Source organism: Caulobacter sp. P1_D6 (assembly GCF_056406095.1).
In genome coordinates this window covers 1-13,868 of sequence record NZ_JBFUAW010000044.1, presented here as the reverse complement: position 1 = coordinate 13,868, position 13,868 = coordinate 1, and the positions used below count along the sequence as shown (strand labels likewise).

13 protein-coding genes, 2 pseudogenes and 1 riboswitch are annotated in these 13,868 nt (G+C 67.8%); of the genes and pseudogenes, 12 read left to right on the top strand and 3 right to left on the bottom strand.

Annotation, left to right across the window (positions count from 1 at the left end; translation table 11 throughout):
- The first annotated feature begins 49 nt into the window (after positions 1–49).
- The 12 genes and pseudogenes from AC1DYP_RS21205 to AC1DYP_RS21150 all read left to right on the top strand — a co-directional run bounded on the left by AC1DYP_RS21205 (position 50) and on the right by AC1DYP_RS21150 (position 11,983).
- Positions 50–715, top strand: coding sequence for an RNA-binding protein (locus tag AC1DYP_RS21205; RefSeq protein WP_477048002.1), 666 nt, complete (start codon positions 50–52; stop codon positions 713–715).
- Between the two features lie 189 nt (positions 716–904).
- On the top strand, positions 905–4,027 hold the full coding sequence (gene infB, locus AC1DYP_RS21200; RefSeq protein ID WP_477048001.1) for a translation initiation factor IF-2: 3,123 nt from the start codon (positions 905–907) through the stop codon (positions 4,025–4,027).
- Positions 4,028–4,102: 75 nt separating this feature from the next.
- The gene (locus tag AC1DYP_RS21195) at positions 4,103–4,675 is read left to right on the top strand and encodes a YcxB family protein (RefSeq protein WP_477048000.1); all 573 of its coding nucleotides are present in this window, start codon (positions 4,103–4,105) and stop codon (positions 4,673–4,675) included.
- Positions 4,676–4,722: 47 nt separating this feature from the next.
- Positions 4,723–5,238, top strand: a complete 516-nt coding sequence (locus AC1DYP_RS21190; RefSeq protein WP_477047999.1) for a DUF2939 domain-containing protein — start codon at positions 4,723–4,725, stop codon at positions 5,236–5,238.
- A 26-nt stretch (positions 5,239–5,264) separates the two neighbouring features.
- Positions 5,265–5,828: a hypothetical protein gene (locus tag AC1DYP_RS21185; protein WP_477047998.1), complete on the top strand. Its 564-nt coding sequence runs from the start codon at positions 5,265–5,267 to the stop codon at positions 5,826–5,828.
- Positions 5,829–6,006: 178 nt separating this feature from the next.
- Positions 6,007–6,282 carry a GIY-YIG nuclease family protein gene (locus tag AC1DYP_RS21180; protein WP_477047997.1) on the top strand — a complete coding sequence of 92 codons (276 nt, stop codon included), beginning with the start codon at positions 6,007–6,009 and terminating at the stop codon, positions 6,280–6,282.
- 163 nt (positions 6,283–6,445) lie between these two features.
- Positions 6,446–7,234, top strand: coding sequence for a dienelactone hydrolase family protein (locus tag AC1DYP_RS21175; RefSeq protein WP_477047996.1), 789 nt, complete (start codon positions 6,446–6,448; stop codon positions 7,232–7,234).
- A 279-nt stretch (positions 7,235–7,513) separates the two neighbouring features.
- Positions 7,514–8,020, top strand: coding sequence for a 30S ribosome-binding factor RbfA (gene rbfA / locus AC1DYP_RS21170; RefSeq protein ID WP_477047995.1), 507 nt, complete (start codon positions 7,514–7,516; stop codon positions 8,018–8,020).
- On the top strand, positions 8,020–8,952 hold the full coding sequence (gene truB, locus AC1DYP_RS21165; RefSeq protein WP_477047994.1) for a tRNA pseudouridine(55) synthase TruB: 933 nt from the start codon (positions 8,020–8,022) through the stop codon (positions 8,950–8,952). Before rbfA ends, truB begins: the two co-directional genes overlap by 1 nt.
- A 14-nt stretch (positions 8,953–8,966) precedes the next feature.
- Positions 8,967–9,200 (top strand): annotated as a pseudogene (gene rpsO / locus AC1DYP_RS21160) (30S ribosomal protein S15); the annotation flags it as partial.
- A gap of 194 nt (positions 9,201–9,394) precedes the next feature.
- Entirely contained in the window at positions 9,395–11,545 is a 2,151-nt protein-coding gene (pnp, locus tag AC1DYP_RS21155; protein ID WP_477047993.1) for a polyribonucleotide nucleotidyltransferase, read from the top strand.
- 177 nt (positions 11,546–11,722) lie between these two features.
- A complete protein-coding gene (locus tag AC1DYP_RS21150) occupies positions 11,723–11,983 on the top strand; it encodes a hypothetical protein (protein ID WP_477047992.1) in 261 nt (86 codons plus the stop codon).
- On the opposite strand, the gene AC1DYP_RS21145 is transcribed toward AC1DYP_RS21150, so the two are convergent.
- The 3 genes and pseudogenes from AC1DYP_RS21145 to AC1DYP_RS21135 all read right to left on the bottom strand — a co-directional run.
- The gene (locus AC1DYP_RS21145) at positions 11,980–12,696 is read right to left on the bottom strand and encodes a ribonuclease T2 (protein ID WP_477047991.1); all 717 of its coding nucleotides are present in this window, start codon (positions 12,694–12,696) and stop codon (positions 11,980–11,982) included. The genes AC1DYP_RS21150 and AC1DYP_RS21145 overlap by 4 nt on opposite strands.
- A gap of 102 nt (positions 12,697–12,798) precedes the next feature.
- The gene (locus tag AC1DYP_RS21140) at positions 12,799–13,431 is read right to left on the bottom strand and encodes a LysE family translocator (RefSeq protein ID WP_477047990.1); all 633 of its coding nucleotides are present in this window, start codon (positions 13,429–13,431) and stop codon (positions 12,799–12,801) included.
- A gap of 20 nt (positions 13,432–13,451) precedes the next feature.
- A riboswitch (ZMP/ZTP riboswitch) is annotated at positions 13,452–13,531 on the bottom strand.
- Positions 13,532–13,734: 203 nt separating this feature from the next.
- Positions 13,735–13,823, bottom strand: a pseudogene (locus AC1DYP_RS21135) (hypothetical protein); the annotation flags it as partial.
- Positions 13,824–13,868 lie beyond the last annotated feature (45 nt).

The following is a 13,868-nucleotide window of genomic DNA, read 5'->3' as shown; positions in this document are numbered from 1 at the left end:
GGACCCGGGCCTCTCACGCAAGTGGGAGGCCCGGCGCCTTTCGAGCCCCATGACCGACGCCGACGCGCCCCATACCCCCGTGGCCAAGACCCACGCCGAAGCCAATCGCCTGCGCAAGGACATCGTCCTGGGCGAGGCGACGGACGAGGCGCGCCTGGTGCGGTTCGTGGCCGGGCCCGACGGGACGGTGGTCCCGGACGTGGCGCGCAAGCTGCCGGGCCGCGGCATGTGGGTGGACGCCACCCGCGAGGCGGTGAACGCCGCCGCCAAGAAGGGCCTGTTCTCGCGCTCGGCCAAGACCAAGCTGACCGCCCCGGCCGATCTGGCCGATCAGGTGGAACGGCTGCTGTCCAAGCGTGTTCTGGACGGACTGGGACTTGCACGGCGCGGCGGAACGATTATCTCAGGCTTCGAAAAGGTCTCCTCGGCTTTGGCTTCGGGGCAGACCGCTTGGTTGATCGAGGCGTCCGACGGCGCCGCTGACGGTCGCCGAAAGATTCTCACCGCGGTCCACAAGGCCCCGAACAGTCCCAAAATCTGCGGGATGTTCAGCTCGGACGAATTGGGTTTGGCCTTGGGCGGGGAGAATGTGATACACACGGCGCTCCTTGCCGGGCGCGGCACTGATCGCTGGACTTTGGACGTCGAGCGGTTATCAGGCTTCCGCCCACTCCTTCCCTCGAGTTGGTCGGCGAGTTGGCGCGAGGAGCCCTAGGGCCCTGGCCTCGACGAATGGCTTCCATTCGTCGGTGACAGGGGTCTGGAACTTGAAATGAGGAGCGTGATCCGCTCCTGAGCGAAGGGTCGGGAAACGCGCTTCCTTTGGGAAGTACGTCCAGGCCCCTTTCTCACATGGATCAAACGTTTTTGGCCGGCCCCCGCCGGCGGAAGTACAAGCGAGCGCATGAGCGACGAGAACGATAACGGTCGGCCTGGTTCCAACCCCGGCGGGCGAGCGCCCATCACGCTGAAGCCCCGTCAAGGGTCTGTCAGCGCCGGCGTCGTGAAGCAGAGCTTCAGCCACGGCCGCACCAAGACGGTGGTGGTTGAAACCAAGCGCGTGCGTCCGCACGTGCCGCCGGCCGGCAATCTCGCCGCGCCGTCCTCGGCCGAGCGCCGTCAAGACGCGCCGCGTCCGCAGTCGTCCCAAGGGGGCGGTGGTGGCGGTTCGGCCGGTGGTCTGTCGCAGAGCGAAATGGTGGCCCGCCAGCGCGCCATCGAGGCCGCTCGCGAACAGCAGGAACGCCAGGCCGCCGATCGTCGCGCCGCCGAGGCCCGCGCCGCATCGGAAGCCGCGGCGGCTCGCGAAGCCGCCGCCAAGGCCGCTGCTGCCGCCAAAGCCGCCGCGACCCCGGCTCCGGCTCCGGAAGCGCCCGCCGCTCCCGCTCCGGTCGCCCCGGCGGCTCCGGTCGCGCAAGCGCCGGTCGCTCAGGCCCCGACCCCCGCTCCGGCGGCTCCCGCGCCCCAGGCTCCGGCTCCCGCCGCGCCGCCGGTGCGCGCCGAGGCTCCGCGTCCGGCTCCGGCCCCGGCCGCCGGTCAGACCCGCACCTACGAGCCCAGCCGCGACCGTCGCGACGACCGTTCGTCGACCACCACCTACCGTCCGGGTCCGGGCGCTCAGGGTGATCGCCCGCAAGGCGACCGTCCGCAGGGCGACCGTCCGAACTTCGCGGACCGGCCGTCGTTCAACCAGCGCGCACCGCGCCAGGACGGCCCGTACAACCAGCGCACCCCGCGTCCGGACGCCGGCGGCCCGCCGCGCGGTCCCCGTCCCGAGGGCGCCGGCGGTTATCGCAACGACCGTCCGCAAGGCGACCGCCCGCAAGGCGATCGTCCCCAGGGCGACCGTCCGCAAGGCGACCGCCCGACCCAGACCGTCCGCTATTCGGCCCTGGCCCCGCGCCCGGCGCCGGGCGCCCGTCCGGGTCCCGGCGGTCCGCGCGGCGCCCGTCCGGGCGTCCCGGCCTCGGCTCCGGCCACTCCCGAGATCCAGCGCGCCACGCGTTCGGCTCCCCGCCCCGGCAGCGACATCGGTCGCAAGCCCGAGGAGGATGACGATCGTCGCAAGGCCGCGGCCCCCGGCAAGGCCGTCAGCCGCGCCAAGGGCGCCCCGGTTCGCCGCGAAGGCCGCCTGACCATCCAGACCGTGGCCGGCGACGGAGATTCCGCCGACCGCATGCGCTCGCTGGCCTCGGTTCGCCGGGCCCGTGAACGCGAAAAGGAAAAGCGCCGCGGCGGTCCCGCCGACGTGGTCAAGGTCAGCCGCGAAGTGGTCATTCCCGACGTCATCACCGTGCAGGAGCTGTCCAACCGGATGGCCGTCCGCGGTGTCGAGATCATCAAGTTCCTGATGCGTCAGGGCGTGATGCTGAAGATCAACGACGTCATCGACAACGACACCGCCGAGCTGGTGGCGACCGAATTCGGTCACACCGTGCGCCGCGTGTCGGAAGCCGACGTCGAAGAAGGCTTCATCGGCGCCGAGGATGTCGACGATCACCTGGAGCCCCGGCCCCCGGTCGTCACCGTCATGGGTCACGTCGACCACGGCAAGACCAGCCTGCTGGACGCGCTGCGCAAGGCCGACGTGGCCGGCGGCGAGCACGGCGGCATCACCCAGCACATCGGCGCCTACCAGGTGCGTCTGGAAAATGGCCAGAAGGTCACCTTCCTCGACACCCCGGGTCACGCGGCCTTCTCGCAAATGCGGGCTCGCGGCGCCAACATCACCGATCTGGTGATCCTGGTGGTGGCCGGCGACGACGGCGTCATGCCGCAGACGATCGAGGCGATCAAACACGCCAAGGCCGCTGAAGTGCCGATCATCGTGGCCGTCAACAAGATGGACAAGCCCGGCGCCGATCCCACGCGGGTCGTCAACGAGCTGCTGCAGCACGAGATCGTGGTCGAAAGCCTGGGCGGCGACACCCAGATCGTCGAAGTCTCGGCCAAGACCGGCCAGGGCCTGGACGAGCTGATCGAGCGCATCCTGTTGCTGGCCGAGGTCATGGACCTGAAGGCCAACCCCGACCGCACCGCCGACGGCGTGGTGATCGAGGCCAAGCTGGACAAGGGTCGCGGCGCGGTTTCGACCGTGCTGGTCAAGCGCGGCACGCTGAAGCGCGGCGACATCGTCGTGGCCGGCAGCCAGTTCGGCCGGGTTCGCGCCCTGCTGAACGAGCGCAACGAGCAACTGACCGAAGCCGGTCCCGCCACCCCGGTCGAGATCCTCGGCCTGGACGGCGTGCCCTCGCCGGGCGACAGCTTCGCCGTCGTCGAGAACGAGGCCCGGGCTCGCGAACTGACCGAGTACCGCATCCGCCTGAAGCGCGAGAAATCGATGCATCCGGTCGGCGCGGGCGCCACCAGCATGGCCGACATGATGGCCAAGCTGCAGGACAAGAAGTACCGCGAACTGCCGCTGGTCATCAAAGCCGACGTGCAGGGCTCGGCCGAGGCGATCATTGGTTCGCTGGACGCCATGTCGACCGACGAGGTCCGCGCGCGGATCATCCTGTCGGGCGCCGGCGCGATCAGCGAAAGCGACGTGATGCTGGCCAAGGGCGCCGGCGCGCCGCTGATCGGCTTCAACGTCCGTGCTTCCGCTCAAGCGCGTGCTCTGGCTGAACGCGAAGGCGTCGAGATCCGCTACTACGCGATCATCTACGACCTGCTGGACGACATCAAAGGCGTGCTCTCGGGCATGCTGGCCCCGATCCAGCGCGAAACCTTCCTCGGCAACGCCGAAGTCCTGCAGGCCTTCGACATCTCCAAGGTCGGCAAGATCGCCGGCTGTAAGGTCACCGAGGGCGTGGTCCGCAAGGGCGCCAAGGTCCGGATCATCCGCAACGACATCGTCGTTCTGGAACTGGGCACCCTGGCGACGCTCAAGCGCTTCAAGGACGAGGTCAACGAGGTCCCGTCCGGCCAGGAGTGCGGCATGATGTTCGCGGGCTTCCAGGACATCAAGGTCGGCGACACCATCGAGTGCTTCACCGTCGAGGAGATCAAGCGCCAGCTCGACTAGGCGTTCGATCAAGCTTCAGCTTAAAGAGAAAGGCGCGGACGCCAGWCCGCGCCTTTCTTGCGTTCGGGGGCGTGCATGGAAATCGCGGGCGAAATCGGAATCTTCGAAAACCAGAAGGCCTGCGCGCCGCTGCGCAAGCATCTGTTCGGCGCCAAGCGCTTCGCCCAGTGGTGGTTCGTCGTCGGACTCCTGATCGTCATCTCCACCGCCCAGGCCCTGGTCGACTGGGTGGCGCCGGGCTTTGGCATAGTGGGGATCCTGGCGGGGACGGCGGGCTGCTGGTTCGTGTGGTTCCGCTACGCCCGCACGCTGGCGCCCAACGCCTGGATGGCGCGCGGCGTGCCGGCGAGTTCGCCGATAACCTATCGGATCGAAGACACGGCGTTCGTTCTGGACAGCACGACGTCGGAGACCCGGGTGGTCTGGTCCGCCCTCTCGCAGATCGCGCCAGGCAACGCGGCCTGGCTGTTCATCGGCCCGGGCCAGGCCTGGTTCCTGCCGACCCGGCTCTTCGCCGACCGCCAGCAGGAGCGCGCCTTCCTGGCCGCCTGCTTCGACAAGCTGACGCCGGAGGCCAAGGCGCGCAGCGGCGAGGTCGCGGCGCTGGTCGCCAAGCAAGCCGGCCCGTGGGGCGCAACGCCCGCCTGAGGTTCGCCGGACTGGAAATCGCCCGAATTCGGGCCTAACCGTAGGCGATGCGCATTCGAGCCCTTCTCGCCGTCAGCCTCGCCGCCGTCTCGCTGTCGGCCTGCGCCACGGCCACCCGCTATGACGCGGCCGGCGACGTCCACGCCCTGCTGGTGGCGATCCGCAACAACGACCACGCCGCCTTCGACGCCCGCGTCGACCGCCCGGCCCTGAAGGCCGAGATCGAAAGCCAGCTGGTGCGCAAGGCGCGCGACGCGAACATGGGCGGCGGCTGGCAGGCGGCGGTGATCGCCCTGGCCGGCCCGGCCGCCGACATCGCCGGCGAGGCCTTGGTCCGCCCCGAGACGTTCCGCTACGCGGCCAACTATTACGGTTACACGCCCGACAAGCCGATCCCCGACCGCATCAGCATCGCGGCGGGCCTGCGCTACATCGGCTCCGACCAGGTCTGCGCGGCCAAGACCAAGGACGGCCCCTGCCTGCTGACCTTCACGCTGGAAGGTGGGACCTGGCGGCTGTCGGGCTTCGACGCCGAAACGGCCAAGCGTCACCTGAAGCTTTGAGGCCAAGGGTGGCGGGGCGCAAGACCATGCGAAAAACCGGCCTGAAGGCCGCCCTCGGGCTGGCGTTGGCGTGCCTGGCGACCGGCGCCGCGGGCACGGCCCATGCCGAGCGCAAGATGTACTCCTACGACCCGATCTCGGCCGACGCCAAGCGGCTGACCGGGGCCGGCCTGACGGTGCTGTTCGACAAGAAGCTGACCGGGACCCGCGTGATCAAGGTGCTGGCCACCGGCGTGCCGGTGCAGGGGCGCCTGGTCGACGGCCACGAGAAGGACCTGGGCCCCGGCGGGCTGAAGGGCATGAGCGGCGTCGACGCCGACGCGGCGCTGTACGAGATCGATCCCAAGTTCGAGCAGGGCAAGATCTACATCCGCGCCTTCTGCCCGGGGGCCAAGCGCCTGTGGCTGAGCTTCAGCCGGTTGGCCGTGCACTACGACCTGCGGGTCCAGGCGTTCGGCGACGACCCCAAGGGGGGCCCCACGCGGCTGTGCGGCACGCTGGACTTCTCGTACCGGGGCGAGTGGAAGCTGCCGGGCGGCAAGCTGCCCGACCCGATGGAAGATTGGACCGGCGGCAACGGGCCGGGCTAGGCCGTATCGATATTCAGATGCCGTGCGTTCTCCTCGTCCTTCGACAAGCTCAGGATGAGGAGAATGGCGAGCATCTTGCAACCAAAGCGACAGCATATAAGGTCGACCTCATCCTGAGCTTGTCGAAGGACGAGGTCGTGCACGGCGCATGGGCTACATACTGAGATGCTCGGACGGGATGTACTATGTCGGCTCTCACCGGGGTGACGACCCGCAGGGTCGCGCCTCGGAGCACAATGCCGGGCTTGATCCCAAGGCCTTCACCTACAAGCGTCGCCCCGTCGAGGTGGTCTGGGTCGAGCACTTCGACCTGATCGTGGACGCGATCGCCGCCGAGCGTCGGCTCAAGGGTTGGAGCCGGGCCAAGAAGGAAGCGGTGATCCGAGGGGACTGGTACGCGCTTCCCGGCCTCTCGCGGAGCCGAAATCCTCGTCCTTCGACAAGCTCAGGATGAGGATCTCTACTGCCGCGGCCCGCCCAATGGTCCTCATCCTGAGCCTGTCGAAGGACGAGGACCACGCACGGCGCCTAAACGTCGACTAGCGCAGGGACCTGACAACAGCCTTGGGGTCTGGCTTCGCCCCGTGCCATGCTCCGCCAAAGGGCAGGGGGCGGGCATGACCGACGCGCTGGCGGGGTTCACGAAGTTCGAGTTCGACGACGGCCGATGGACGCGGCCGGTCTACCGCGTCGGCTCCGGGCCCGCGGTGATCGTCATCCATGAGATCCCCGGCCTGCATCCCGCCGTGCTGGACTTCGCCCGCGACGTGGCGGCCGAGGGCATGACGGTGTTCTGCCCCAGCCTGTTCGGCGAGCCGGGACGACCCGTCTCGGTGGGCTACGCGATCGGGGTGATCGCCAAGACCCTGTGCGTGCGGCGTGAGTTCTCGGCATGGGCCGCCGATCGTTCCAGCCCGATCGTCGATTGGCTGCGGGCCCTGGCGCGCAAGGTCCACGCCGAGTGCGGCGGCAAGGGCGTGGGGGCGGTGGGCATGTGCTTCACCGGCGGCTTCGCCTTGGCGATGATGACCGAACCGTCGGTGGTGGCGCCGGTGCTGTCGCAACCTTCGCTGCCGTTGGGCAAGAAGCGCGCGGCGGCCCTGGACTGCTCGCCGGCCGAACTGGCGACGGCGAAGGCGCGGATGGAGGCCGAGGATCTGTCGCTGATGGCCCTGCGGTTCGAAGGCGACGACATCGTGCCCTGCGCCCGCTTCAAGACCCTGGAGCGCGAGCTCGGCGCGCGGGTCCAGACCATCACGCTTCCCGACGCCTCGGCGCTCCCGGGCACGGGCCGCCAGCCGCATTCCGTGCTGACCCTGCACCTGAACCGCGACGACCCGAACGGCGAGACCATGAAGGTCCACCGCCGGGTGCTGGACTTCTTCCGGGAGCGGACAGGGGCCTGAGGCAGTCCCACTCTATCCGCTCATCCCGGCGAATGCCGGGACCCAGATCCCATAGCGGAGAGGGTGATTGGAAGCGCTAAACGCTTTTGGCGTCAGCCACACCGCCATTCCATCTGGGTCCCGGCATTCGCCGGGATGAGCGGATCAAAGAAGGGCAATAGGACCTAAGACCGTCCTCGCACTGGACTTTTGGGTCCTACGCGCCTAGACACCCCGCCTCCTATTTCTCCCCGCGATCCGGCGTTCGATCCGCCGGCCGGGCATCGAGGCGACCGCGCCATGAAGCGCCATTCCGAAAACAAGAAGAGCGGACCCGTGGGTCCGTCGCAACGGCAACTGCGCGCCGGCGAGCTGATCCGCCACGCCCTGGTGGACATCCTGCGCGAGGAAGAGCTGGTCGATCCTGCCCTGGCGGGCATCTCGGTGACCATCTCCGAAGTGCGGATGAGCGCCGACCTCAAGCACGCCATCTGCTTCGTCGAGCCCCTGGGGGCCAGCATCGCGCCGCAGGTCGAGCGCGAGGCGTCCTCGCCGTCGCGCACCGTGGTCGTCCCGGGCAGTCCCGCCGAGGTGGTGGCGGGCCTCAACCGGCTGACCAAGTTCCTGCGGGGGCGTCTGGCCAAGGTCATCGACATGAAGTTCACGCCCGAGCTGAAGTTCCTGCACGACGAGACCTTCAATTCGGCCACCTATATGGACCGCCTGTTCGCCGATCCGCGCGTGGCTCAGGACGTGCGCCGCCTCAGCGACGTGGCGTCTGAGGAAGACTTGGGCGACCAAGACTGATGGCGCGCCGCAAGAAGGGCGACGCCATTTCCGGCTGGGTTTGCCTGGACAAGCCCTACGACCTGACCTCGACCAGCGCCGTCTCCCGCGTGCGCCGGGCGTTCAACGCCCAGAAGGCCGGTCACGCCGGTACGCTGGACCCGCTGGCCACCGGCATCCTTCCGTTGGCCCTGGGCGAGGCGACCAAGACCGTCCCGTTCCTGATGGACGCCGACAAGGCCTATCGCTTCATGATCCAGTGGGGGCGCTCGACCACCACCCTCGATCGGGAAGGCGAGACCACCGACAGCAGCGACGTGCGCCCGACCCGCGAGGCGGTCGAAGCGGCCCTGCCGGCCTTCGTCGGCGAGATCGACCAGATCCCGCCGAACTATTCGGCCATCAAGGTCGACGGCGAGCGCGCCTACGACCTGGCCCGCGAGGGCGTCGAGTTCGAGCTGAAGACCCGCAAGGTCACCGTCCACGCCCTGCGCGTCAGCGCGGCGCCGGACGTCGACCACATCGAGCTGGAGATGGAATGCGGCAAGGGCACCTATGTCCGCGCCGTGGTCCGCGACCTGGCCGCGGCCCTCGGCGCCTGTGGACATGTCGACCAGCTTCGCCGGACGAGAGTCGGCCGGTTCGGCGAGGATTCGGCGATAGGTCTGGAAACCCTTGAGAATTTAAGCTATGAGGCGCGCCTGTCGGAGGCATTGCTTCCGGTCGAGACCGCGCTGGACGACATCCCGGCGCTGGCCGTGACCGATGAAGACGCCTTCCGGCTTGCGCAAGGACGCGCCATCGTTCTGCTCCCAAGGCAGGTGGAATCGTTGAAAACCGAGCTCACGCCCGGTGATCGCACCGTTTCCGCCATGTCCGGAGGCAGGTTGGTGGCCTTGTGCGAGATGCGCGCCGGAAAGCTCAATCCGGTGCGGGTCTTCCAACTCACCTGAGCGGAGACAACCCGATGTCGATCACTGCCGAGCGCAAGACCGCTCTTATCGCCGAACACGCCCGCACCGAGGGCGACACCGGCAGCGCCGAAGTCCAGGTCGCGATCCTCTCCGAGCGCATCGCCAACCTGACCGAGCACTTCAAGACCCACAAGAAGGACAACCACAGCCGTCGTGGTCTGTTGATGATGGTTTCCCAGCGTCGCAGCCTCCTCGACCTGCTCACGCAGGGCGGCCGAACGCATTTCTGGCCACCGTTTCAAGACAGGCTGAAACGACTGGTTGCTGCGGTTTCGCACCTCGCGAGCCGAATTGTACGTCCGAGGATCACGATCGTCGGGAGCCTGTCGAACTGGATGAGGAAACATCGGGACCGCCCTTCGGCCGCCCGCCCCTGTCCGTCCTGAAGGAAATGGGTCCTTCGGAACCGAAAGAAGCAAAAATGTTCGATATCAAGCGCAAGACGATCGAGTGGGGCGGCAAGACGCTGGTCCTCGAAACCGGTCGCATCGCCCGTCAAGCCGACGGCGCCGTCCTGGCCACCATGGGCGAAACCGTCGTCCTGGCCACCGCCGTGTTCGCCAAGAAGGCGAAGCCCGGTCAAGATTTCTTCCCCCTGACGGTCAACTATCAGGAAAAGACCTTCGCGGCCGGCAAGATCCCCGGCGGCTTCTTCAAGCGCGAAGGCCGTCCGTCGGAAAAGGAAACCCTGGTTTCCCGCCTGATCGACCGTCCGATCCGTCCGCTGTTCGTCAAGGGCTTCAAGAACGAAGTCCAGGTCGTCGTCACCGTGCTGCAGCACGACCTCGAGAACGATCCCGACATCCTGGGCATGGTGGCCGCCTCGGCCGCCCTGGTCCTGTCGGGCGCCCCGTTCATGGGCCCGATCGGCGCCGCGCGCGTCGGTTACGTTGACGGCGCCTACGTGCTGAACCCGACGCTCGACGAGCTGAAGGAAAGCAAGATGGACCTGGTCGTCGCCGGTACGACCGAAGCCGTCATGATGGTCGAAAGCGAAATCCAGGAGCTCTCGGAAGAGATCGTCCTGGGCGGCGTCAACTTCGCCCACAAGGAAATGCAGACGGTGATCGACGCGATCATCGAGCTGGCCGAGCACGCCGCCAAGGAACCCTTCGACTTCCAGCCGGAAGACACCGACGCCCTGAAGGCCGAAGTGAAGAAGGCCGTCGGCAAGGACCTGGCCGCCGCCTACAAGATCCAAGGCAAGGGCGAGCGCGTCGCGGCCCTCGGCGCGGCCAAGAACAAGGCCGTCGAGACCTTCGCCAAGAGCGACACCAACCCGGCCGGCATCGATCCGCTGAAGCTGATCTCGGTGTTCAAGGAACTGGAAGCCGACATCGTCCGTCGCTCCATCCTCGACACCGGCATCCGCATCGACGGCCGCACCGTCGACAAGGTCCGCCCGATCCTGGGTGAAGTCGGCATCCTGCCGCGCACCCACGGCTCGGCCCTGTTCACTCGCGGCGAGACCCAGGCGATCGTGGTCGCCACCCTGGGCACCGGCGACGACGAGCAGTTCATCGACGCCCTGGAAGGCACCTACAAGGAGTCCTTCCTGCTGCACTACAACTTCCCTCCCTACAGCGTCGGTGAAACCGGCCGCATGGGCAGCCCGGGCCGCCGCGAAATCGGCCACGGCAAGCTGGCTTGGCGCGCCCTGCGTCCGATGCTGCCGGCCAAGGAAGACTTCCCCTACACCATCCGCCTGGTCTCCGAGATCACCGAGTCGAACGGCTCGTCCTCGATGGCCACGGTCTGCGGCTCCTCGCTGGCCATGATGGACGCGGGCGTTCCGCTGATCCGTCCGGTCTCGGGCATCGCCATGGGCCTGATCCTCGAAAAGGACGGCTTCGCCGTTCTGTCCGACATCCTGGGCGACGAAGATCACCTGGGCGACATGGACTTCAAGGTGGCCGGCACCAGCCAGGGCCTGACGTCTCTGCAGATGGACATCAAGATCGCCGGCATCACGCCCGCGATCATGGAGCAAGCGCTGGCCCAGGCTAAGGGCGGCCGCGAGCACATCCTCGAAGAGATGAACAAGGCGATGGACGCGCCGCGCGAGGAAGTCGGTGACTTCGCTCCGAAGATCGAGACCATCACCATCCCGACCGACAAGATCCGCGAAGTGATCGGCACCGGCGGCAAGGTGATCCGCGAGATCGTCGCCACCACCGGCGCCAAGGTCGACATCAACGACGAAGGCACCGTGAAGGTCTCGGCCTCGGACGCCGCCAAGATCAAGGCCGCGATCGACTGGATCAAGTCGATCACGCAAGAAGCTGAAGTCGGCGCGATCTACGACGGCAAGGTCGTGAAGGTCGTCGATTTCGGCGCCTTCGTGAACTTCTTCGGCGCCAAGGACGGCCTCGTCCACGTCAGCCAGATCAGCAACGAACGCGTGGCCAAGCCGTCGGACGTGCTGAAGGAAGGCCAGATCGTCAAAGTGAAGCTCCTGGGCTTCGACGATCGCGGCAAGACCAAGCTGTCGATGAAGGTCGTCGACCAGGAAACCGGCGAAGACCTGTCCAAGAAGGAATCCGTGACCCCGGAGGAAGCCGTCAACACCTGAGGGTGACGACGTCTTTCACGGCGTGACGTAGCGAACGGGCGGTTCCGAAAGGAACCGCCCGTTTTGCGTTTGGCTTCAATGGGGTTAGCTTAACCATAGCGTTTGGGGGACGCTCGAATGAAAGACGATCCAAGACGAGTTCGCTGCGACCGGCACGGGGCGCAAAGACCCACCTTCGTGTGCCGACACCTGGTCTCGGGCGTGGGGCTCGGCTTCGTCGAACCCTTCGGGGAGCAGGACGCGGACGCCTCGGACGAGCAGGCCGCCTGGTGCGACCGCTGCGAGGAGGCCCGCCTGGCCGCCGGCGGCTGGACCGACGCGTCCGAGGCGCAAGCCGGGGTCACCATGATCTGCGCCGCCTGCTTCGAGGCCTCGCGGGCCCGCAACAGTCGCTGGATGGACGTGGCGCGCGGCTGGCGCCATCCCTTGGCGGGCTAGCGCTTCGGCGTCACCTGGATCGTCGCGCTGTCCGGCGCGCCGTTGCCGCCCCGGCAGGCGGCCAGCTTGAAGTTCAGGTCCATGCAGACCCAGACTTCGGTCAGACGGCCGTCCTTGACCCGCACGTTCAGGCCGTCGGCCGTCATGCCGCGATTGCGCTTGAGGAAGGCCTGGCGGATCTCGGCCCCGGTCAGGGTCCCGGCCGGTCCCGGATTCAGGTCCGGAACCTTCAGGCGCTCACGCACCTCGCGGGCCTTCTTGAAATAGGCCTCGGGCGTGTCCCATTGGCAGGTGCCGTGCGCCTGCCACTCGTGCTGCAGCAGCCAGGGCGACGGCGTCATGCACAGATTGGCCAGCACCGTGGCGGCGCTCATCGGCGGGCTGGGCTTGCAGTAGCGGGGATGGACCTTGTCCGGCCCGTTGGGCCACAGGCCGTGCACCGTGAAGCCGAAGCTGTTGGTCTGGCACTGGATGACCTTGTTCGACTCCGGGATGCCCGCGCGGCAGGCCTCGGGCGACCAGAACAGGGCCAGCAGATAGGCGGCGGTCGGGACGTCGGTGTGGATCTCGCCGGCGGGCGGAACCTCGGCCGGGGCCGGGATCACGCTGGGCGGGATCGTGCAGGATTTCAGGCTGGAGGCCTGGGCGGCGCCGGCGAGGGCCAGAGAGGCGAGGGCGCAGGCCAGGGTCTGGGCGATCTTCGACGGGGTCATGCGCGCACCTTCAACTCCGCTCATCCCGGCGAAAGCCGGGACCCAAGCTGAGTTCGTCATTACCCGCCGAGCCAGGAGCCGCCAAGTGCGAGAAAGGACCTGCTACCGCCGCGCCTCGGTGGCCATCTTCACGGCCAGGCCGCCCAGCACCGAGGCCATCAGCCAGCGCTGGATCAGGGCGAAGCTGGGGCGCGCGGCCAGGAAGCCGGCGATCGTGCCGGCCGCCAGGCAGATGGCGCCGTTGACCGTCAGGCTGATGGCGATCTGGCTGAAGCCCAGGGCCAGGGACTGGGTCAGGACGTCGCCGTGATGCGGGTCGATGAATTGCGGCAGCAGCGACAGATAGAGCATCGCCGCCTTGGGGTTCAGCAGGTTGGTCAGGAAGCCCATGCTGATCAGCTTGGCGGGGCTGTCCTTGGGCAGTTCGCGCACCTGGAACGGCGAGGCGCCGCCGGGTTTGATCGCCTGCCAGGCCAGCCACAGCAGGTAGAGCGCGCCGCCGAACCGCAGGATGTCGTAGGCGATGGGCGCGGCCATCAGCAGGGCGGTGATGCCCAGCGCCGCGCAGACCAGATAGACCACGAAGCCGGCGGCGGTGCCGACCAGCGACACGATCCCGGCCCAGCGGCCCTGGCAGATCGAACGGCTGACCAGGTACAGCATGTTGGGCCCGGGGGTCAGGGCCATGCCCAGGCAGACGGCGGCGAAGGCGATCCAGGTCTTGGCTTCGGGCATGGGCGAACTCCGCTTCGAAGGTTGGGCGCCCAGGCGAACGGCTCGTGACGTCCGCGCTCCCTCAGGGTGCTCCCTGTGATCGCCAGTCACGCGGACACGGCTGTGTACACCGGTTCGCGGTGAAGGTTGAGGCCAGGTTTTTTGAAGCTCGCGTCAGGAGCGCTTCCTTCACCCTCTCTCTTGGGGAGAGGGGGCAAGGGCGCTTATCCTCGGCGTTCAGCCAACAAACCCTCGCGATTTCAACGCCCTGAACTTTCTCGACCCGATTTGATCCTCACCCTTTCGCGGCGCCCGTATCCTGATCCCACCTCGTCGCATGGAAAGGGCGCATGGCCAGCGACCGATGCGGCGGCGGGGGGCGATCGAGCGGGACTGGGCTGGAGGGGGTTACTTCAGCGTGTCCGGGGACTCCCATCGTTGGGGAGCCCGCCCGCCGT